This window comes from Terrabacter sp. Soil810 (assembly GCF_001429645.1).
In the GTDB taxonomy this organism is placed as follows: Bacteria; Actinomycetota; Actinomycetes; order Actinomycetales; family Dermatophilaceae; genus Terrabacter.
The window spans coordinates 453,632-474,280 of record NZ_LMSW01000014.1; the positions used below are offsets into that span (position 1 = coordinate 453,632).

Sequence of the window (20,649 nt, forward strand, 5' to 3'; positions counted from 1 at the left end):
CGACGACACGAAGTCAGGACTCCATGGCGCTCAGCGTTTTCGACCTCTTCTCGATCGGTATCGGGCCGTCGAGCTCGCACACCGTCGGTCCGATGCGCGCCGCGGTGCTCTTCGCGGAGCGGCTGCGCGACGAGGGCCGCCTCCCTCAGGTCGCGCGGGTGCGTTCGGAGCTCTTCGGCTCGCTCGGCGCGACCGGTCACGGGCACGGCAGCGACAAGGCCGTCCTGCTCGGTCTCACGGGTGAGCGTCCCGAGCTGTGCGACCCGCGCGCCGTCGAGGGCCGCCTCGCCGAGATCCGGTCCACCCGGCGACTGCCCGTCCTGGGTGAGCACGAGATCGACTTCAACGAGGACGAGGACCTCGTGCTGCACCGGCGCAAGACGCTGCCGGTGCACCCGAACGGCATGACCTTCACGGCCCTCGACGCGACGGGGACGACGGTCGCGGCCCACACGTACTACTCCGTCGGCGGCGGTTTCGTCGTCGGCGAGGACGCCGACGGCTCGACGATGGTCGTCCAGGACACCACGCCGGTCGCGCACCCCTACCAGACCGGCGACCAGCTGCTCGCCCACTGCCGCGAGACCGGCAAGTCGATCGCGCAGATCATGCTCGAGAACGAGCTGTCATGGCGCACCGAGGCGGAGGTCCGTGACGGGCTGCTCAAGATCTGGGACGTCATGAAGGAGTGCGTCCAGAACGGCATCCGCAACGAAGGCGTCCTGCCGGGTGGCCTGCGCGTGCGCCGCCGGGCGCCTGAGCTGGCGCGCCGCCTGCGCGTCGAGGGCACGAGTGACGACCCGCTGCGCGGCATGGACTGGATCACGCTCTACGCCCTGGCCGTCAACGAGGAGAACGCGTCGGGCGGCCGCGTCGTCACCGCCCCGACCAACGGCGCGGCCGGCATCATCCCCGCCGTGCTGCACTACTACGCGAACTTCGTGCCCGGGGCGAACCGCGACGGGATCGTCCGCTTCCTGCTGACCGCGGGAGCCATCGGCGTCATCTACCTGGAGACCGCTTCGGTCTCCGGCGCCGAGGTCGGCTGCCAGGGCGAGGTCGGGTCGGCCTGCTCGATGGCGGCCGGCGCCATGGCCGCCGTCATGGGTGGCACCCCCGAGCAGGTGGAGAACGCCGCCGAGATCGGCATGGAGCACAACCTCGGCCTGACCTGCGACCCCGTGGGTGGCCTCGTCCAGATCCCGTGCATCGAGCGCAACGCGATCGCCTCGGTCAAGGCCATCACCGCCGCCCGTACGGCGCTGCGCGGCGACGGCTCGCACGTCGTCAGCCTCGACAAGGTCATCAAGACGATGCGTGAGACCGGCCGCGACATGAAGGTGAAGTACAAGGAGACCGCGCGCGGCGGGCTCGCCGTCAACGTCATCGAGTGCTGAGCCCCCTCCCGGCCCCTTCCCCCGGCGGCTCCCCCGCAGCGCCAGTAACGTCTGGTTTGCGTGCAGCAATCTCCCAGACGAGGCGCACTTCCTGCGAATATGCTGACAGTTGTGCCTTTTTCGTCTCTGGCCACCTCGGTCGGAGCACCTTGGAGGGTGGCGCCGATCGGCGCCGCCCGACGACCTCGGGGGTCTGGCGCCGGTTGGTCAACAAGGGGAAAGGGGAGACACATGCGTTCACTGCGCAGTCGTGCCGTCATGGCCGGCATCACCGCACTGGGCACGATCGGACTCGCGGCCGGAGCCGCGGGCGCTGCACCGTCGAACGGAGGGACCGAGCACTCGTCGTTCCCTGCGGCCGGTGCCGTCTTCGAGTGCAGTGCGCCGACGGGGGACATCACGGCGGTCAGCGGCACGGTCTACATGGTCGACCACTGGACGGTCGACGGCCAGGGTGTGTTTCACGAGACGGGGACCGTGAACACGCACGGCGTCACGCTCGTCGGTGAGAACGGCGATCTCTACACGGTGTCGGGGGCTTCGTGGTTCGGCGGGAAGGTCGACGCCACGGGCACACCGCTCGTCTTCACCGACACGGAGCACTGGGTGCTGCACGACACCACCACGGGCGGCAACGTCAAGGTGCAGATCGTCAGCCACTGGTCGTCCGGTTCGGGCTTCACGTGGGACAAGGGCAGCTGCTCCGCTCCGGAGGGGTGAGCGGAGAGCCGGCCCGGTCGCCGCCCCGTCCCGCGAGGAGCGGGGCGGCGTTTCCTGTCAGGGCCCTGGTCCGGATGCGCGTCAGGGCAGCTCCACGTCAGGCAGGGGCAGCTCGACCTCGCACTCGTAGTAGCGCATCGCCAGCCGGGCGTGCTCGACGTCGATGCTGCCCTCGCCCACGGCGATGACGTCGTTGAGCCACCGGTGGGCCGGCGCCTCGGTCTGGAAGGTGAGGACGTGGACGCCTCGCCCGTCCGCCAGCGACGACAGGCCGGTCAGGGTGAACAGGACGATGCCGTCGTCGACGTGGATGACGCCGCGGGCGTCCGGTGAGGCGTAGCCCTCGCGGAGTCGCGGGAAGTTCGACCACGACGCCGTGCCGGACAGCCGACCCGTCAGGGTGCCGGTGCCCTGACCGTAGACGCGGCCGTCGCGTCTGCCTGAAGGCTCGACCTCGTGGATGAGGTCATAGGTCCAGGTCGCGTCGCAGAGCGGGTTGAGACGCATGGCAGCCTCCTCGGAAGGTCCGACACCGTCGACGGTACTCCTGCCCCTGCCTCGACGCAGCCGTCCGGGAGACCGCCGTCAGCGGTGGTGGGCCTCGGCCGAGCTCATCGGATAGGTCTGTCCCGCAACGTATCTCGCGTGCATCTCCGCCGTCGCTCCGCCCTCGCGCGTGACCTCTGCGAAGAACCGACCCGAGTCGCGGACCGTGCGTTCCTGCGTCTCGTAGTCGAGGGCGACGAGGCCGAAGCGCGGACCCTCACCCTCGTTCCACTCCCAGTTGTCGACGAAGCACCAGTGGTAGTAGCGCTCGACCGGAACCCCTTGTGTCCGAACGCTGCTCAGGACCGAGAGGTGCTCCCACAGGTAGCGCGACCGGAAGGCGTCGGCGGCGTCGCACGTCCCGTTCTCGGTGACCCAGACGGGAAGCCCGTAGGTCTCCCAGGCCCACCGCGCCGTCTCACCCAGCCCCGCGGCATACACCTCCCAGCCGAGGTCGTTGACGGGGACGCCCGGCGGGGTGCCGTCGTCGAAGCGCGTCACCGTCGTGCGCGAGTAGTAGTTGAGCCCGAAGAAGTCGGCGTAGCGCCCGGGTGCGATCCCTTCGGGCCGGCGCAGGGGCAGCGTGAACTCGCCGGTCGTCATGGCTCGCACGATCGCGCCCTGGAAGAGGTGGCGCATGGCCGGCGTCAGCACGCGGTGCCACGGGTTGCGCGGGTTGCCCGGCCGGAAGGGCCGCAGGTGGTGGGCGACGCCGACCATCGTGTCGGGTGCCGGTCGCAGGGCGTGGATGAGGGCATACGCCCGGATGTGCGCGGCGGCGAGCACGCCGTAGACGCGCATCCCCTCTCGGAGGCTGCGGTGGCCGGGCGGGAAGTCGCCGAAGACGTGCGCGCCGGTGACGTAGACGTTGGGCTCGTTGATCGTCACCCACTCCGCCACGAGGTCGCCGAGTCGTGTCACGACCTCGCTGACGAAGCGCTCCCACACCCAGAGGGCGCCGGGCGCGAGCCAGCCGCCGTCGCGCTCGAACCACAGCGGGTGGCTGAAGTGGTGCAGCGTCACGAGGGCCCGGATCCCCTTGTCGCGCAGCAGCTCCAGCTCCTCCCGGTAGCGGGCGAAGGCGGCGTCGTCCCAGACCCCCGGGCGCGGCTCGAGGCGCGCCCACTCGACACTCATCCGGTACACCTGCACCCCGAGCGAGGCCATCAGCTCGGTGTCCTCACGCCACCGGCGCCAGTGGTCGGTCGCACGTCGCGGCGTGGAGCCGTCGGCGATGGTCCCCGGGCGATCGGCCCAGTCGCTCCAGCTGGTCTGGACGTCGCCGCCCTCGACCTGCGTGGCCGCGGTCGCGACGCCGAGCAGCATCCCGTCGAGCCGGAACCCGTCAGTGGTCGCCATGCGCCTCAACGTACCGGGGCCCGATGCGCCAGACTGGCGCCCGTGGGTCACGTGTCCGTCACCGATCACCGGGCCGCCGTCGAGCGGCTCCTCGGCGACGGGTCCACCGAACGGGTGCCGCTCGACCGGCACGCGGCCGGACGCCGCCTCGCCGCCGACCTCGTCGCGGCCGACGACCTCCCGCGCTTCGACGCCTCCGCGATGGACGGGTATGCCGTGTGCCCCGGTTCGCCGGACCAGCGCGCCTACCCCGTGGTCGGGGACGTGCCCGCCGGGTCCGCTCCGGACTTCGTGCTGGCCCCGGGTGAGGCTGCCCGGGTCATGACAGGAGCCCGGGTGCCGGAGGGCACGGTCGCCGTCGTCCCCGTCGAGCGCACCGACGCGAGCCCGACCGGTCCGGCGCCGCAGCGGGTCACGGTCGAGGTCGACCCGATCCCCGGGCAGCACGTGCGCCCCCGTGGCGAGGACGTGACGGCCGGCACGGTCCTGGCGACCGCCGGCTCGGCCGTGACGGCCGCGCTCATCGCCCTCGGCCGCTCGGCCGGGTGCACCACGGTCGAGGTCCACGTGCCGACGCGGGTCGCGGTCATCGCGACGGGGGCCGAGCTCGCGCCACCCGAGGCAGACCCCGGCGCGGGCGGCATCCACGAGTCCAACTCCGACATGGTGGCCGCGCTCGCCGCGGCCGCCGGTTGCGTCGTGCACCGGGTCGAGGTCTGCTCCGACGAGCCCGACGACCTGCGGGCCCTGCTCGACGCCCTCGACACCGACTCCGAGGTCGACCTCGTCGTCACGACCGGAGGCGTGAGCGCGGGCGCCTACGAGGTCGTGCGGCAGGTGTGCGAGCCCTTGCCGAGCTTCGACTTCGTCCACCTCGCGATGCAGCCGGGTGGCCCTCAGGGGCTCGGGCGCTACGGCTCCACACCGGTCGTCTGCCTGCCGGGGACGCCGGTCGGCGCGTTCGTCGCCTTCCACGTGCTCGTGCGCCCCGCCCTCGACCGACGCCACGGGGTGCCGGCGACGCGACCGGGCCGGGCGGCATACGTCGGCAGGGCCCGGCGCACGCGCACCGGACGCGTCCAGTTCGTCACGAGCGTGCTCCGCGACGACGGCACCGTCACCGCACCGGACGCGCGCCACCTCACGGCGCTCGCCGCCGCGAACTGCCTCGTCGAGGTGCCCGAGGGCGTCGACCAGCTCATCGAGGGTGACGTCGTCGTCGTCCACCCGGTGTGAACGGGGCACCCGCCGGGCGCCCGTAGGCTGGTGGGCGTGAGCGCGACCCTGGTGGCCAAGGACCTCGCCGGGGGCCACGCCCACCGGACCCTCTTCGAGCACCTCGACCTCACGGTCGCCCCCGGTGACGTCGTCGGGGTCGTCGGCGCCAACGGCGCGGGCAAGTCGACGCTGCTCCGCCTCCTCGCGGGCGAGGACCTGCCGCTCGGCGGCACCGTGACGACGGCCCCCTCGGACGCCTTCGTCGGCTGGCTGCCGCAGGAGCACGAGCGCATGCCGGGCGAGACCGTCGCCGACCACATCGGCCGACGCACCGGCGCCACCGCCGCCACGGTCGCCATGGAGGAGGCCGCCGCCGGCCTCGGTGGCGACGACCCGAAGGCCGACGAGGCGTATGCCGTGGCGCTCGACCACTGGCTCGTCAGCGGTGCGCCCGACCTCGACGACCGGATCCCGCCGATGCTCGCCGAGCTCGGGCTCGACGTCGGCCCCGATGCGCTCATGACCTCGCTCTCGGGCGGACAGGCCGCCCGTGCGGCGCTCGCCGCGCTGCTGCTGAGCCGCTTCGACCTCGTGCTCCTCGACGAGCCCAGCAACGACCTCGACCTCGCCGGGCTCGACCGGCTCGAGGCCTTCGTCCACGGCCAGCGCGGCGGCGTCGTGCTCGTCTCGCACGACCGCGAGTTCCTCGCCCGCTGCGTCACGCGCATCGTCGAGCTCGACCTGGCGCAGAACTCCGTCGCCGTCCACGACGGGGGCTATGAGTCGTACCTCGACGAGCGGGAGGTCGCGCGCCGTCATGCGCGCGAGGCGTACGAGGCGTATGCCGGCACGAAGGCCGACCTGGAGGCGCGGGCCCGCACGCAGCGGGAATGGTCGTCCAAGGGCGTGCGCAACGCGATGAAGAAGAGCCCGGACAACGACAAGATCCGGCGCTCGGCCCAGCAGGACTCGGCCGAGAAGCAGGCGCGCAAGGTGCGGCAGATGGAGTCGCGGATCGCGCGGCTCGACGAGGTGGCCGAGCCGCGCAAGGAGTGGGTGCTGCAGTTCAGCATCGCCGCGGCGCCGCGTTCGAGCTCGGTCGTCGCCACGCTCAACGAGGCCGTCGTGCGTCGGGGTGACTGGACCTTCGGCCCGGCGTCGCTGCAGGTCGAGGCGCGCCGGCGCATCGGCATCACCGGACCCAACGGCGCGGGCAAGACCACCCTGCTGTCGCTGCTGCTCGGGCGGGTCGAGCCGGACGATGGGAGCGCCTCGCTCGGCGCGAGCGTCGCCGTCGGGGAGATCGACCAGGCCCGCACCGGGCTGCGCGACGACCTGCCGCTCGGCGACGCGTTCGGCGAGGCCGTGCCCGACCTCAACCCCGCCGACCGGCGCACCCTGCTCGCGAAGTTCGGGCTCAAGGCCGACCAGGTCGGCAGTGCCGTCGGGCGGCTCTCACCCGGCGAGCGCACCCGGGCGGCGATGGCGCTGCTGCAGGCCCGCGGCGTCAACCTCCTCGTCCTCGACGAGCCGACGAACCACCTCGACCTCCCCGCCATCGAGCAGCTCGAGGAGGCCCTCGACTCCTACGACGGAGCCCTGCTGCTCGTCTCGCACGACCGGCGGCTGCTCGAGAACGTCCGCCTCGACGAGCGCTGGCACGTCGAGTCCGGCGCCGTCACCGCGAGCTGACCGCCCGCCAACCCCGCACCGGCGACACCAGCCGCACACATCGGGGTGACACGCACACCGTCTCCGAGGTGCGCCTGACCCCGAGGTGTGCGTCTCGGTGGTGTCGACGAAGGGGGCCGCTGGGGCCGTCACCCCGACGTGCCCACCTGTCGATTCCGGGGACGCTCGTTCGTCATCGAGTGAGCGGCCACCAGCCCGGTGCCCGTGAACCCACGGAGGGCATCATCATGAGTCACCCCATCGTCCACGCCGAGATCCGCTCCGCCGACCCCGACGCGACCCGCGCCTTCTTCGGCGACCTGTTCGGATGGACCTACCCCACGGAGGGAGCCTTCCCCGGCTACACCTTCGTCGAGACCGGCGTCCCGGGCGCGCTCTACACGGCGATCAGCCCCCTGCAGGGCGACACCGACCTCGTCACCTTCTTCGTCGGCGTCGACGACATGGCCGACTCGATCGCGACCGCGACCCGGCTCGGCGGCCGCGTCGTCCAGGAACCGGTCACCGTCCCGGGCGTCTCGTTCGCCCTCATCGCCGACCCCCAAGGACACGTGGTCGGCCTGGCCCAGCAGCTCTGACCCGCAGACCCCAGCAACACACCGAGAAGGTCGCAACACACCCGGATCCGATCCCGGTGTGTCGCGACCTGCACGGTGTGTTGCCGAACGGTGGGCTCGGGCCGTCAGCCGGGGGAGTTGGTCGGGTCGGCGACCCACGGCCCGAGCGGCGGGTCCCACTGCCGCACGACACGTCGCAGGATGTAGCCGCCGAGCCAGTAGGGGTCCTGGTCGAACGTCTCCGTGACGGACTCCAGAGACTCACCGGAGACGACGATGAGCCCGGCGTTGACGGGCTCCTGGTCGGTCGGCTCGCCCTCGCTGACCTCGTCGAGCCCGTCGTGGTACATCCCGGCGACGAGCAGCCCCGACAGCCCGCTCAGCCACTCGCGGTGCTCGGGTCGGCTGGTCAGCATCTCGGTCGCGTCGTCGGGGTAGGTGTAGTGGATCGCGAAGATCGCCACGGGCGGGGCTCCAGTCACTCGGGTGGTCAGGTGGTCGTGATCCGGTGCGCGCCGGCATACACGTTGAGGCGGGTGCCGCGCACGAAGCCGAGCAGGCTCATCCCGGCGTCCTCCGCACACTCGACCGCCAACGACGAAGGCGCCGAAACCGCCGCCAGACAAGGGATCCCGGCCATGATCGCCTTCTGGGTCAGCTCGAACGACGCGCGGCCCGAGACGACGAGCACGCACCCGACGCTCGGCACGCGCCCGTGCTGGAGCGCCCACCCGACGACCTTGTCGACGGCGTTGTGCCGGCCGACGTCCTCGCGCACGACGAGCAGCTCGCCGTCGGCTGTGAAGAGGCCGGCGGCGTGCAGCCCGCCCGTCTTGTCGAAAGACCGCTGCTCGACGCGCAGGGCGTCGGGCAGCTCGGCGACGATCTTGGCCGCGAACTCGGTCGGGTCGGACCGCACGTCGAAGGCCGACTGTGCCCGGAGCTGCTCGATGCTCGCCTTGCCGCAGACCCCGCACGACGAGTTCGTGAAGAAGGCACGGGTCGCCGAGGCGGCCGGCGCGGCGACGCCGGGCGCCAGCGTCACGTCGATGACGTTGTAGGTGTTCTCGTCGAACCCGCTCTCGCCCGAGACCACGGCGCCCTCGCAGTAGCGCGCGAGCGCGATGTCGTCGGCGGACCGGATGAGCCCCTCGGACATGAGGAAGCCGTGGACGAGCTCGATGTCGTGACCAGGCGTGCGCATCGTGACCGTGAGGGGCGACCCGTTGACCCGCAGCTCGAGGGGCTCCTCGACGGTGAGCGTGTCGGGGCGCGTGGTCGTCGACGGGGTCGCGAGGTCGATCGTCGTGACCTTGCGTCGCACCGTGACCCGTCCCATGGGGCCAGCCTGCCAGACTCCGTGCCAGACTCCGAGGGTGCTGTCGAGCCAACCCGAAGCGCCCCCGGTCGTCGTCGTCCTGACGGGCGGAGCCTCCCGGCGCATGGGCTCGCACAAGCCCGTCCTCGACGTGGGTGGCCGCCCCCTCGTCGCGCGCGTGCTCGACGCCGCGGGAGAGCGACCCGCGCTCGTCGTCGGTCCCGGGCAGGGGGTCCCCGAGGGCGTACGCGTCGTGTGGGAGCGCGTGCCCGGTGGCGGTCCCGTGGCCGGGTTGTCCACGGCCGTCGAGACACTCGTCGACGACGCCACCGTCGGCGCCGCTCCGCTGCCGTATGCCGTCGTGCTCCTGGCCGCGGACCTGCCGTTCGTCACCTCCGCCCACGTCGACCGGCTGCTCACGGCGCTCGGGTCGGCCGACCTCGCCGTCACGGTCGACCGCGGTGGACGCACCAACTGGCTCTGCTCTGCCTGGCGCCTGACCGCCCTGCGGGCGCGGCTCGACGACGTCGGCGACGCCTACGGCCGGAGCATGCGCGAGCTCGCCGACGGCCTCCGCACCCAGCCCGTCGACGACCCCGCCGAGGTGGCCCTGGACGTCGACACGCCGGCCGACCTCGAGCGGGCTCGCGACCGCGCTCGCGACGGCGCTCGAGGCCGCGCACGAGGCCCTGCCCGCGACCGCGCACGCGACCGCTCAGCGGACGCGTCGAGCCCCGACTGAGCGTTCCCGCGAGCGACTCTGGGAGATCGCCCAAGTCGGGCCCTGCAGCGAATCCCCCTGCAGCCAAGCGTTACTCAGGAGTTGGAACGCAATTGGCAAAGACTTGGTAAGCCCCGTTGACCCGTGTTCTCGGCTGCTGCGAACGTCGCGCTCGTTCCGGCCCGATCTCAAGTCGTGAGATGGCGGAACTCCCTCCAAGCGGCCCACGAGCCGCATCTCGACAAGGAGCAACCAGTGAATCGACTGAAGTCTGGGCTGGCGACCGGAGGGCTGCTCGCCCTCGCCCTCGCCATCTCGCCGGCGATCCCGGCGGGCGCAGCGGCCGGTGCAGGACGCGACAAGGCGCCCGCCCCCGAGTCGCAGAGCCTCAAGGCGACCGAGCAGTCCCGAGCCGCATCGTCCGCGAGTGCCCTCGGCCTCGCCTCGGGTGAGAAGCTCACCGTCAAGTCCGTCATCGCGGACGCCAACGGCGCGACCCACGTCCGCTACGAGCGCACCCTCGACGGCCTCCGCGTCATCGGCGGCGACTTCGTCAGCCACAAGGACTCCTCGGGTGCCGTCAAGAGCGTCACCTGGAACGTCCGCAAGAACGTCACCCCCTCGACGATGACCCCGACGGTCTCCAAGAGCGAGGCGCACCAGGCCGGCCTCGCCGCGTCGAAGGCGAACAAGGAGACCGCCACCGCCGGTGAGCTCGTCGTCTTCCAGTCGGCCACCGGCCCGAAGCTCGCGTACGAGGTCATCACGGAGGGCATCAAGGCCGACCAGACCCCGACCCGCCTGCACACCATCGTCGACGCCACCACGGGCAAGACCCTGACGAGCTGGGACGACATCAAGCACGGCACGGGCAACGGCATCTTCGTCGGTTCGGTGACCATCGGCACGACCGCCGGCACGAGCTACACGATGCGCGACACGCACGGCAACTACACGACCGACCTCAACCAGGCCACGAGCGGCACGGGCACGACGTTCACCGACGCCGACGACGTCTGGGGCAACGGCCTCCAGAGCAACCGCCAGTCGGCCGCCGTCGACGCGCACTACGGCGCCGGCAAGACGTACGACTACTACAACACCCAGCTCGGCCGCGCCGGCATCTGGAACAACGGCACCGGAGCCCGCAGCCGCGTCCACTACGGCCAGAACTATGTCAACGCCTTCTGGGACGGCACGCAGATGACGTACGGCGACGGCGCGGGCAACGCCGCCCCGCTCGTCGAGCTCGACGTCGCCGGCCACGAGATGAGCCACGGCGTCACCGAGAACACGGCCGGCCTCAACTACACCGGCGACGCGGGCGGCCTCAACGAGGCGACGTCCGACATCTTCGGCACGGGTGTCGAGTGGTACACGAACAACCCGAGCGACACCCCCGACTACCTCATCGGCGAAGAGATCAACATCAACGGCAACGGCACGCCGCTGCGCTCCATGGACAAGCCGAGCAAGGACGGCGGCTCCAAGGACTGCTGGAGCAGCTCCGTCGGTGGCCTCGACCCGCACTACTCGTCCGGCCCGCTGAACCACTGGTACTACCTGGCCTCCGAGGGCACCGGCGCCAAGACGATCAACGGCGTCAGCTACAACAGCACCGCGTGCAACGGCACGACGTTCACCGGCATCAGCCACCTCAAGGTCGAGAAGATCTGGTACCGCACGCTGTCGACCTACCTCACCTCGTCGAGCAACTACGCGGCGGCCCGCACCGGAGCGATCAAGGCGGCCAAGGACCTCTACGGCGCCGGCTCCGCTGAGTGCACCGGCGTCGAGAAGGCCTTCAGCGGCATCTCGGTCCCGGCCGGCACCGAGACGTGCGGCGGCACGACGCCCCCGCCCACCGGCGGCGCGCTGACCAACGGCGGCTTCGAGTCCGGCCAGACCGGCTGGACCGGCACCTCGGGCCCGATCACGAACAACACGGGTCGCCCCGCGCGCACCGGTTCCTGGAAGCTGTGGCTCGGCGGCAACGGCACGACGGCCTCCGAGAACGAGTCGCAGACCTTCGCCGTCCCGTCCACGGCCACCTCGCCGACGCTGACGTACTACATCCGCATCGACACGGCCGAGACCACGACGACGACGGCATACGACACCGCCACCGTCCAGATCAACGGCGTCACGAAGCAGAGCTACTCCAACCTGTCCACGCCGAAGGCGTCGTACGTCGCCAAGACGATCGACCTCACGTCCTACAAGGGCACGAACGTCACGCTGAAGTTCGCGTCGTCCGAGGACTCCTCGCTCCAGACGAGCTTCGTCATCGACGACGTGTCGACGAACTTCTGACGGACCGAGCACTGTGGGCCGCGTGAGCTGCCCAGAAGGACACGCACCACAGAGGTCGGTATGCCGCCGGGTCAGCCCCGCGGCATACCGACCTCGTGCGTGTGGTGGGGGCGCCGGCCGCGCGGCCGCTCAGGGAGCGGCCGTGACCGGAAGCGTGGTCGGCGTCGTGCACCGGGTCGTCGCGGGCACCGAGAGGGTGACGTCGCTGACGAGCACGCCGACGAGGCCCGAGATCTCGCCGAGCGACGGGTCGCTGAGGTCGATCGCGCGGGCCTGGTGGTCGGTGACGGAGATCGTGATCGGGTCGCTCTCGGGGACGGCGTCGGGGTCGAGCACCGTGGACCCGTCGATCGGCGGCCCGGTGGTCGAGGAGCCGAGGCGCAGCGTCGCTAGCAGCGAGACGAGCTGGCGCTGCAGTGGCGCGCTGAGCGTGCAGACGCGCCCGTGGACCGAGAGCGTGTCGACGCGGACCCGGCCGTTGGCCTCGAGGACGATCTGGTCGTCGAAGCCGGCGATGCCACCCGTGCGGCGCAGCGTGAGCGGGAACGCCGGCCCGTAGGAGGGCGGGATCGAGTCGTCGCCCCCGGCACCGAAGCGCAGCGGCAAGGTCGTCGAGGACGTGGCCGACGTCGGCGTCGAGCCCGCACCGTCGGTGGACCTGTCGTCGGGCGTGGCGACGCCGCACCCCCCGACGAAGGATGCTGCGATGGCCAACCCCACGCACAGGCCTGCGCGCCCCATGGAGACCATGCTGCCCCCCTGCGGCGGCCGATGCACGCGCGACATGGTGGATCGGGGGCAACGCTTCGGTGACGGTTTCAAGTGGCGGGCCTCGGGGTGCGCGGGAATGCTCGGTGTCAGAGGTGTGTGTCGGGCTCGGGGCCGGACGCACCCATCCGCAGGGGCGCGACGCCGACGGACCCACGTCGGCGCTCAGCGGTCTGCGGTCACCAGGGATACGAAAGGGACGATCGAGTGATACCCAACTCCACACCACACCGAACTCCAGGGGCCCGCCGGGTGCGTCGGTCCGTGGCGGCGCTCGGCGCCGTCGCCGCGGTCGCCGCAGGCCTGGCCCTGGCGAGCCCGACGGCACAGGCCGCGGACCCGTCGGCGGCGGCCACGGGCAGCGACCCGGCGAGTCGTGAGCGCGCCTTCGCCGCGGCCGCGTCCGAGTACGGCGTGCCCCGCAGCCTGCTCGAGGCGGTGTCCTACGCGCAGACCCGCTGGGACTTCCACCCGGGCCACAGCACGTCGGGCGGCTACGGACCGATGCACCTCGTCGACGCCGACCTCGGTGACGTCGACGGCAAGGGCCTCGGCGAGGCCTCGACGCAGCCCGAGGGCGTCACCGACACGCTCGCGGAGGCGGCCCGGCTGACCGGTCTGTCCGAGGAGGCGCTGCGCACCGACGAGCTCGCCAACATCCGTGGCGGCGCCGCGCTGCTGGCCGCCGAGCAGGAGAAGCTCGGCCTGCCCGTGGGCGCGGGCTCCGACCCGGGGAAGTGGTATGCCGCCGTGGCCGCCGGGTCCGGGTCGGGCGAGGAGCGCTCGGCCGCGGTCTTCGCCGACGACGCGTTCACCGCGCTGACGACCGGGGCCTCGCGTCGCACCGTCGACGGCAAGGAGGTCACCCTGATGGCGACGTCGACGACGCCGCAGAAGGGCCAGCTCGCCCGTCTCGGCCTCGAGAAGGCCCGGCCCGGCGTGGCCGAGTGCCCGCCGAGCGTCGACTGCGAGTGGATCCCGGCGACGTACCGCCAGACGGGACCCAGCCCCACGGCATACGTCAACCACGACCTCGCCGACCGGCCGCGCTCGCCCGAGATCACGAGCATCGTCATCCACAACACCGAGGGCACCTACTCCTCGACGATCGCCTCGGTGCAGGACCCGACGCGCGCCGTGTCGTGGCAGTACACCCTGCGGTCGTCCGACGGGCACATCGCCCAGCACGTGCTCGGCAAGGACATCGCCTGGCAGGCCGGCAACTGGTACGTCAACACCCACTCGATCGGCCTCGAGCACGAGGGCTTCGCGGCCACCGGTGCCGAGTGGTTCAGCGAGCCGATGTACCGCTCGTCCGCGCGCCTCGTGACGTACCTCGCCGACACGTACGACATCCCCGTCGACCGTCAGCACGTCTTCGGCCACGACCAGGTGCCGGGCACGATCCCGGGCACGGTCGCCGGCATGCACTGGGACCCGGGCCCCTACTGGGACTGGGAGCACTACTTCCAGCTGCTCGGCGCTCCGCTCAACGGTCACCGCTCGCCGACCTCGACCGACCTCGTGCGCATCCTGCCGGGCTTCGAGGACAACCAGCAGCAGGTGACCGGCTGCGCGACCGCCGGGGTCGCCTGCACGCCGCAGGGCACGAACTTCGTCTACCTGCACCAGGCTCCCGACGCGGCGTCACCGCTCATCCCCGACGTCGGTCTGCGTTCCAGCGGCGCGGCGTCGACCACGGGTGTCAGTGACATCGGCGCCCGGGCCGCGGCTGGCGTCGAGTACGCCGTCGCCGAGCGCCAGGGCGACTGGACGGCGATCTGGTTCAACGGCACGAAGGGCTGGTTCCTCAACCCCGCGACCGACCCGACCGCGATCTCCGTCACGGGCTCCTACGTCGTGCCCAAGGCGGGGCGCACCTCGGTGCCGGTCTACGGGCGCGCCTACCCGGAGGCCGCCGCCTACCCGACCGGCATCCCGGTGCAGGCCGTGACGCCGCTGCAGTACTCCTTCGCCGCCGGTCAGCGGTATGCCGTCGCGGACCTCACGGTGCCGACGGACTACTACCGCGCGTCGACGTTCTCGCTCGACACCCCGAACGACCACACCGACGTCGTCGGGCAGGACCGCTACTACCAGGTGTCGCTCGGCCACCGCTTCGCCTACGTGCGCGCGGCCGACGTCGACGTCGTCCAGGCCCAGTAGCCAACGGCACCCCCCAACCGTCGAAGGGCCACAAACCGGAAGGTCGGTGGCCCTTCGACGGGTGTCAGCGGAGGTCGTACGCCTTGAGGAAGCTGACGATGAAGGGCGCGGCGCCCGTCACACCGTTGTCGCCGACCTCGTTGTAGGCCGCGACGGCGATGTCGCCACGGCCGGCGACCATCCACACGTGGGTGTCGGGCGGGCTCTTCGTGCCGAACTCGGCGGTGCCGGTCTTGGCGTACTCCACGCCGAGCGGCTTGAGGACCTGGCCGGAGCCCTCGTCGACGACGGCGCGCATCTCCTGGCGCAGCACGCCCGCCTCCGAGGGGTCGAGCGGCGTGGCCGGGTTGGGCAGCGCGGTCATGCCGGCGACGAGCTGCGGCCGCACCGTCTGGCCCTTCATGACGGAGGCGACGACGACCGCCATCGTCAGGGGCGAGGCCTCGACGCGACCCTGGCCGATGAACGAGGCCGCGTGCTCGACGACGTCGTCGGTGCTCGGCACCGAGCCGAGGAAGCCGGTGAAGGGCAGGTCGAGCTTCTCGCCCATGCCGAGGGACTGCGCGGCCGTCACGAGGTCGCCCTGGCTCACTTTCTTGTACTGGCTGATGAAGGCCGTGTTGCACGACAAGGCGAGGGCGGTCCGCATCGGGATGTCGCCGAGCTTGTCCTTGGGGTAGGTGGTGTAGTTGCTGAACCGGCGGCCGTTGACGGTCAGCGTCTCGGTGCAGGGCAGCGTGGTGTCGGCCGTGGCGCCCTTGCGCACGTTGGCGAGCGAGCTGACGATCTTGAAGGTCGAGCCGGGCGCCTCCTTGCCGGCGAGGGCGAGCGTCGTCCCGGCAGCGGCGGGTCCCACGGCGGCGGCGAGCACCTCACCCGTCGACACGCGGACGGCGACGAGCGCGGTGGGGTGCTTCGTCTGCTTGGCGAGGGCGGCCTCGGCCGCCGACTGCGCCTTGGGGTCGAGCGTGATGGTCAGCGGCTCGCCCTCGGTCGACTGCTCGGCGAAGAGCTCGCGCTTGTCGAGGACGCTGCCGTCGGCGCTGCGCTTGACGGCGTGCACCGCCAGGCCGGGCGTGCCGCGCAGCCGGGCGTCGTAGCGGTACTGGAGGCCGTTCTTGCCGACGGTGTCGCCGGCCTCGAGGGTGTCCTTCGAGGCCTCGATCTGCTCGGCGGTGGCCTCGCCGACGGTGCCGAGGATCGGGGCGGCCCAGGTGCGGCTCGGGCCGAGCACCTGCATCGTCGGCACCGTGAGCGCGCCCTTGACCTTCTCGATCGCGGCGCCCTGCTTCTCGATGATCGGGTCGGTCGCGCGCAGGGTCACGCCCTCGACGAAGGCCTTCGAGCCGGCCGCCTCGACCTTGGCCGCGAACGTGGCGGGGTCGATGTCGAGGAGCCCAGCGAGCTTCTTCGCCGAGACCGTGGCCTCGGTCCCGGACACCTTCGTCTTGTCGATGCCGACGGCGGCGACCTCGCGCTCGGTCATGATCTTGGCGCCGGAGCCGTCCACGATGTCGGCGCGCTGGGGCCACTTGTGGGCGAGGTCGAGGGTCTCGTCGGAGGTGAGCCGGGGCGCCACGACGCCGGGCGTCCAGGACACCCGCCACTGGTCGTCGACGAGGGTCATGTCGACCTGCGTCTCGTAGGTCCAGTCCGTGGCGGACGTCGCGACGTCCCAGCGGCTGAAGAGCGTGGCCGTGGCGTGGTCGGAGCCCTCGTTGTGGCTCATCTCGCTCAGCGACACCTGCGGACGCAGCGTGCCGAGGTCCTTGTAGGCCGCCTTGACGAAGGCGGTCGCCCTGGCCGGCGTCGTGCCCTTGAAGGTGACCGCGCCGAGGTCACCCGTGGCCAGGCCGGTCGCGAGGGCGCGTGCGGTGTCGTCGGGCTTCGGCGGCGACTGGAAGAGCGAGCAGCCCGCACCGAGCGTGCCGACGAGCACCCCCGACAGCGAGACGGCGACGAGAGTCCTGGCGCGAGATCCCCTGAGCATGGCTCCACGGTACGTGCCGGGTCGCAGCGCCCGTGTCATGAGATCGTGGCGTCGGCGTGACGGTCGTCTGCAGGAACGGTCGTACGCCGGGGGCGGGCCTCGGCGGCCGACCCCGGACCGGACGGGCGGGACGGGCGCGGGGGGCGGCCCGGACGGCGCCACAGCACGAGCGACCCGAGCAGGCCGACGACGATCGCGACGAGGTGCACGCCCCAGGCCTGGTTGGCGGGCGAGAGGGCGGCGACGAAGACGTCGCGGCTCGCCTCGACGTGGTGGCGCAGCCCGTTGGGCAGGCCCGAGCGCGGCCGGAGGTAGGAGGCGAGGTAGGAGAAGGCGGTCTGCCCGGCGGCGCAGACCGACAGGAGCACGAGCACGGCCGCCCACGCGAGGAGACGCCGGGCCGGTCGCAGCCCCAGACCGGCCAGGGCGAGACCCTCCGCCACGCCCACGACGACCGCGGCCCACTGCAGCAGGCCCTGCGACCGCTCGAGGCCGAGCAGCGCGACGACGACGGCGCTGACCCAGCTGCCGAGGGCCACCGCGAGCGGGGCCGCGGCCAGCGCGCGCAGCACCGGGCCACCGAGGGCGACGAGCAGGCCGAGCGCGAGCCCGAGGACCGTGCCGACGACCGCGATGGCGAGGACGCCGAGGATGACGCGGTCGTCGCGGTCGAAGTCGCTGCCGAGCTGTCGGGTGGCGCCCGCCGACTGGGCGACCGTGTAGGCCGCGGTCGTCAGGGCGCCGAGCGTCGCGAGGGCGACCAGGGCGAGCCGCCGCCCGGTGCGCCGTCGCACCCACAGGGTCGCGAGCGCAGCCGCGGCCCCGCCGACGAGCGTGATGGTCAGGAGCAGCCCGAGGCGCGCCGTGGTGAAGGGGAGCAGGCTGATGTAGCCGTCGGTCGCCGAGCCGGTGGCGACGTCGTAGGGCCAGTTGCGCGGTGACCGTGCGCCGAGGCCGTCGATGGTCCAGGGCAGCGCGCCGACCACCCACCAGGCCGCCGCCGCGAGGGGAAGGACCGGCCAGAGACGGTCGCGGGCAGGCCGATGGTGCGCCCCACTGCCCACGTCAACGCCGGTGTCCACGCGCAGATCCGATCATGACTGACCGACATCCGCCAATCGTCGGCTGGCCTGGAGCCCGCCCGCCCCGGCTAGCGCTCGGGTCGCCAGAGCTGCACCGAGGCCACCGGTTCGAAGCCGGCGGCGAGGAACGCGCGCAGCGCCCGCGCGTTGCCGGGGGCGCACGCCGCGACGACGACGTCGCCCTCCTCGATGAGCGTCAGGGCGTCGCGCACCACGTCGGTGCCCACGTGGTCCTTGGACGGGTCGGTCTCGAGGCCCAGCTCGGGCAGCCCGCCCAGCCCCGTCGAGATGGTCACGAGCGTGTGGTCGTCGGGGGCGGCATACCCGAACGTCGTGACCTCGCTGCGCACGGAGGTGGCGTGCTCGGCGCGGGGGTGGTTGCGGAGGTCGCTGCGCGCCACGAGGGCGGGCTCGCCGCCCGTGCCGCGCGCCACGAGGATGATGTCGAGGGCGTCGATCCAGCCGGTGCCGGCGAGGCGCGAGACGAGGCGCGGGTTGCTCGCGCCGCCGAAGCCGTCGGGGCTCAGCGAGTCCAGGGTGCCGTCGGAGACGTCGTCGTCGACGGCGAGGTAGGCGTGGCCGGTGAAGGCCACGACGCCCTCGACCCCGGGACGCCACGGCTCGACACGCTGCCAGGCGCCGTCCACGGCAGGGAAGTCGCCGCCTGCGGCCTTGCTGAGGACTTCGGCAATGGGATGCACGGCGTCCATCAAACCCGCCGCGTCGGCCGGGCGCCCGCCGGGGTCCACCTGTTGGCACCCGCCCGCTGCTCTCCCAGCGCCCCCGCCGGGTAGGTTGTGGCCATGTCCCGACCGCACGCGGCCGCCATCGTGGAGGACACCGTCCACGAGCAGATCGAGCGCGTGCTCCGCAGCCGCGGCTGGGGCAACCGGGTCATCACCCACGTCGGCTACGGCTCGTCCTCCTTCGTCCGCGTCTACGCGCGGATCCTCCTCGGGCGCAAGGGCCGCGAGGACGTCGAGGGCCCCGAGTCACGGCAGGACGCGACCGGCGCCCTCAGCCCGGCCCGCTACGACCGGGGCTGGCGCGCCTTCATCACCTCGCCCGCCACGGGGGTCCCGGTCAAGGTCACGGCGGGCGACCGCGAGGTCTACGGCCGGTCCGACCGTGGCGGTCACGTCGACATCGTCGCGCGCGACCACGGGTTGGCCCCCGGGTGGCAGCAGGTGGTGGTCGAGGTGCAGGGCACCGCCCCGGTCGCGGCCGACGTCTTCATCGTCGCCGACGGCGTGACGCGCGGCATCGTCAGCGACATCGACGACACCGTCATCACGACGATGCTGCCCCGCCCGATGATCGCGGCGTTCAACACGTTCGTGCGCCGCGGCAAGGCACGTCACGCGGTGTCGGGCATGGCCCCGATGTACCGCCGCATCCTGTCGGCGCACCCCGGCGCGCCCATCGTCTACGTGTCGACGGGCGCCTGGAACGCCGCAGCCACGCTCAACCGGTTCCTCGTCGAGAACGGCTTCCCCCTCGGCCCGCTCATGCTCACCGACTGGGGCCCGACCAACACGGGGTGGTTCCGCAGCGGCCAGGCGCACAAGCGCACCTGCCTCGACCGGCTGGCCCGCGACTTCCCCGACATCACGTGGCTGCTCATCGGCGACGACGGCCAGCACGACCCCCAGATCTACGCCGACTTCGCCGAGGCGCGGCCCGACCGTGTCGACGCCATCTGCATCCGGCACCTGTCGCCGACCGAGCAGGTGCTGTCCAACCCGATGAAGATCGACTCGCCCATCCGCCCCTGGGCGTCGCGCTCGGTCCCGACCTTCTCGGCGGCCGACGGGCACGGGATGCTCCGCGTCCTCGAGCGTGCCGGCAAGGTGGGCGAGGCCGTCGCGACCGATGAGCAGCCCTCGCGTCCGGGCCGTCCCGTCGGCTCCGGGTGACAGACTGGGCCCATGCCTGAGCTGCCGGAGGTGCAGGCGCTCGTCGACTTCCTCGCCGAGCGGACGGACGGCCTCGCCATCACGAAGGTCGAGCTCGCGTCGTTCAGCGTGCTCAAGACGTTCAACCCGCCGCCGCAGGCCCTGGAGGGTGCGCCCATCGACGGCGTCCACCGCCACGGCAAGTTCCTCGACATCGACGCCGACGGCACCCACCTCGTCTTCCACCTCGCGCGGGCCGGCTGGCTGCGCTGGTCCGACCAGCTGCCGTCCACCGTCGTGCGGCCGGGCAAGTCGCCGATCGCCCTGCGGGTGCGCCTGTCCGACGGCTCGGGCTTCGACCTGACCGAGGCCGGCACGAAGAAGTCGCTCGCGGCCTACATCGTCACCGACCCCGCCCAGGTGCCCGGCATCGCGCGCCTCGGGCCCGACCCGATGGCTGACGACTTCACGCTCGAGCAGTTCCGGTCGATGCTCGAGGGGCGGCGCACCCAGATCAAGGGGTTGCTGCGCGACCAGGAGTTCATCGCGGGCGTCGGCAACGCCTACTCCGACGAGATCCTCCACGTCGCCAAGATCAGCCCGTTCGCCATCGCCGGCACGCTCGCCCCCGAGGTGGTCGACCGGTTGTACGCCGCCCTGCGCGACACGCTCGAGGGCGCGGTCACGACGGCGTCGGGCAAGCCGGCCAAGGAGCTCAAGGACGCCAAGCGCGCGGGCATGCGCGTCCACGCCCGCACCGGGCAGACGTGCCCGGAGTGCGGCGACATCGTGCGCGAGGTGTCCTTCGCCGACACGTCGCTGCAGTACTGCGCCACCTGCCAGACCGGCGGCAAGCCGCTGGCCGACCGGCGGATGTCCAAGCTGCTCAAGTGAGCGCCGACGGCTT

Annotated in this window: 18 protein-coding genes; 10 read left to right on the forward strand and 8 right to left on the reverse strand. The window is 72.2% G+C overall.

Annotated features, from left to right (window positions below):
- Positions 1 to 23: 23 nt before the first annotated feature.
- Together ASG96_RS20455 and ASG96_RS20460 are read left to right on the forward strand one after the other, a co-directional pair.
- Entirely contained in the window at positions 24 to 1,397 is a 1,374-nt protein-coding gene (locus ASG96_RS20455; protein ID WP_056755123.1) for an L-serine ammonia-lyase, read from the forward strand.
- 231 nt (positions 1,398 to 1,628) lie between these two features.
- Entirely contained in the window at positions 1,629 to 2,117 is a 489-nt protein-coding gene (locus ASG96_RS20460) for a hypothetical protein (RefSeq protein ID WP_157611080.1), read from the forward strand.
- Positions 2,118 to 2,198: 81 nt separating this feature from the next.
- On the opposite strand, the gene ASG96_RS20465 is transcribed toward ASG96_RS20460, so the two are convergent.
- Positions 2,199 to 2,624: a DUF3237 family protein gene (locus ASG96_RS20465; RefSeq protein WP_056755127.1), complete on the reverse strand. Its 426-nt coding sequence runs from the start codon at positions 2,622 to 2,624 to the stop codon at positions 2,199 to 2,201.
- 78 nt (positions 2,625 to 2,702) lie between these two features.
- On the reverse strand, positions 2,703 to 4,022 hold the full coding sequence (locus tag ASG96_RS20470; RefSeq protein ID WP_057589151.1) for a glycoside hydrolase family 1 protein: 1,320 nt from the start codon (positions 4,020 to 4,022) through the stop codon (positions 2,703 to 2,705).
- A gap of 42 nt (positions 4,023 to 4,064) precedes the next feature.
- Between ASG96_RS20470 and glp the strand changes: the two genes are divergently transcribed.
- From glp to ASG96_RS20485, 3 genes are all read left to right on the forward strand, one after another.
- Positions 4,065 to 5,258, forward strand: coding sequence for a gephyrin-like molybdotransferase Glp (gene glp / locus ASG96_RS20475; RefSeq protein ID WP_057589152.1), 1,194 nt, complete (start codon positions 4,065 to 4,067; stop codon positions 5,256 to 5,258).
- A 36-nt stretch (positions 5,259 to 5,294) separates the two neighbouring features.
- Positions 5,295 to 6,932 (forward strand): ABC-F family ATP-binding cassette domain-containing protein, encoded by a 1,638-nt coding sequence (locus tag ASG96_RS20480; protein ID WP_057589153.1) that lies wholly within the window; start codon positions 5,295 to 5,297, stop codon positions 6,930 to 6,932.
- Positions 6,933 to 7,159: 227 nt separating this feature from the next.
- Entirely contained in the window at positions 7,160 to 7,510 is a 351-nt protein-coding gene (locus ASG96_RS20485) for a VOC family protein (RefSeq protein ID WP_157611081.1), read from the forward strand.
- Positions 7,511 to 7,614: 104 nt separating this feature from the next.
- Here the strand turns inward: ASG96_RS20485 and ASG96_RS20490 are convergent, their stop codons facing one another.
- Together ASG96_RS20490 and fdhD are read right to left on the reverse strand one after the other, a co-directional pair.
- Positions 7,615 to 7,953 carry a YciI family protein gene (locus ASG96_RS20490; protein WP_057589155.1) on the reverse strand — a complete coding sequence of 113 codons (339 nt, stop codon included), beginning with the start codon at positions 7,951 to 7,953 and terminating at the stop codon, positions 7,615 to 7,617.
- Positions 7,954 to 7,979: 26 nt separating this feature from the next.
- A complete protein-coding gene (fdhD, locus tag ASG96_RS20495) occupies positions 7,980 to 8,828 on the reverse strand; it encodes a formate dehydrogenase accessory sulfurtransferase FdhD (RefSeq protein ID WP_057589156.1) in 849 nt (282 codons plus the stop codon).
- Between the two features lie 37 nt (positions 8,829 to 8,865).
- Between fdhD and ASG96_RS20500 the strand changes: the two genes are divergently transcribed.
- Both ASG96_RS20500 and ASG96_RS20505 read left to right on the forward strand, forming a co-directional pair.
- Entirely contained in the window at positions 8,866 to 9,549 is a 684-nt protein-coding gene (locus ASG96_RS20500) for a molybdenum cofactor guanylyltransferase (protein ID WP_162260192.1), read from the forward strand.
- Positions 9,550 to 9,783: 234 nt separating this feature from the next.
- Positions 9,784 to 11,841 carry a M4 family metallopeptidase gene (locus ASG96_RS20505; protein ID WP_057589157.1) on the forward strand — a complete coding sequence of 686 codons (2,058 nt, stop codon included), beginning with the start codon at positions 9,784 to 9,786 and terminating at the stop codon, positions 11,839 to 11,841.
- Between the two features lie 129 nt (positions 11,842 to 11,970).
- Here ASG96_RS20505 and ASG96_RS20510 read toward each other — a convergent pair whose 3' ends face one another.
- Positions 11,971 to 12,582 (reverse strand): hypothetical protein, encoded by a 612-nt coding sequence (locus tag ASG96_RS20510; RefSeq protein WP_157611083.1) that lies wholly within the window; start codon positions 12,580 to 12,582, stop codon positions 11,971 to 11,973.
- A gap of 279 nt (positions 12,583 to 12,861) precedes the next feature.
- Between ASG96_RS20510 and ASG96_RS20515 the strand changes: the two genes are divergently transcribed.
- Positions 12,862 to 14,775: an N-acetylmuramoyl-L-alanine amidase gene (locus ASG96_RS20515; RefSeq protein WP_057589159.1), complete on the forward strand. Its 1,914-nt coding sequence runs from the start codon at positions 12,862 to 12,864 to the stop codon at positions 14,773 to 14,775.
- 64 nt (positions 14,776 to 14,839) lie between these two features.
- On the opposite strand, the gene ASG96_RS20520 is transcribed toward ASG96_RS20515, so the two are convergent.
- The 3 genes from ASG96_RS20520 to ASG96_RS20530 all read right to left on the reverse strand — a co-directional run bounded on the left by ASG96_RS20520 (position 14,840) and on the right by ASG96_RS20530 (position 18,548).
- A complete protein-coding gene (locus ASG96_RS20520) occupies positions 14,840 to 16,765 on the reverse strand; it encodes a penicillin-binding transpeptidase domain-containing protein (protein ID WP_057589253.1) in 1,926 nt (641 codons plus the stop codon).
- Between the two features lie 35 nt (positions 16,766 to 16,800).
- Positions 16,801 to 17,847 carry a hypothetical protein gene (locus ASG96_RS20525; protein WP_157611084.1) on the reverse strand — a complete coding sequence of 349 codons (1,047 nt, stop codon included), beginning with the start codon at positions 17,845 to 17,847 and terminating at the stop codon, positions 16,801 to 16,803.
- Positions 17,848 to 17,915: 68 nt separating this feature from the next.
- The gene (locus ASG96_RS20530; protein WP_200962729.1) at positions 17,916 to 18,548 is read right to left on the reverse strand and encodes an N-acetyltransferase; all 633 of its coding nucleotides are present in this window, start codon (positions 18,546 to 18,548) and stop codon (positions 17,916 to 17,918) included.
- Between the two features lie 102 nt (positions 18,549 to 18,650).
- Between ASG96_RS20530 and ASG96_RS20535 the strand changes: the two genes are divergently transcribed.
- Positions 18,651 to 19,763, forward strand: a complete 1,113-nt coding sequence (locus ASG96_RS20535; protein WP_056755161.1) for an App1 family protein — start codon at positions 18,651 to 18,653, stop codon at positions 19,761 to 19,763.
- Between the two features lie 12 nt (positions 19,764 to 19,775).
- A complete protein-coding gene (locus ASG96_RS20540; protein WP_056755163.1) occupies positions 19,776 to 20,636 on the forward strand; it encodes an Fpg/Nei family DNA glycosylase in 861 nt (286 codons plus the stop codon).
- The last annotated feature ends 13 nt before the right edge of the window (positions 20,637 to 20,649 follow it).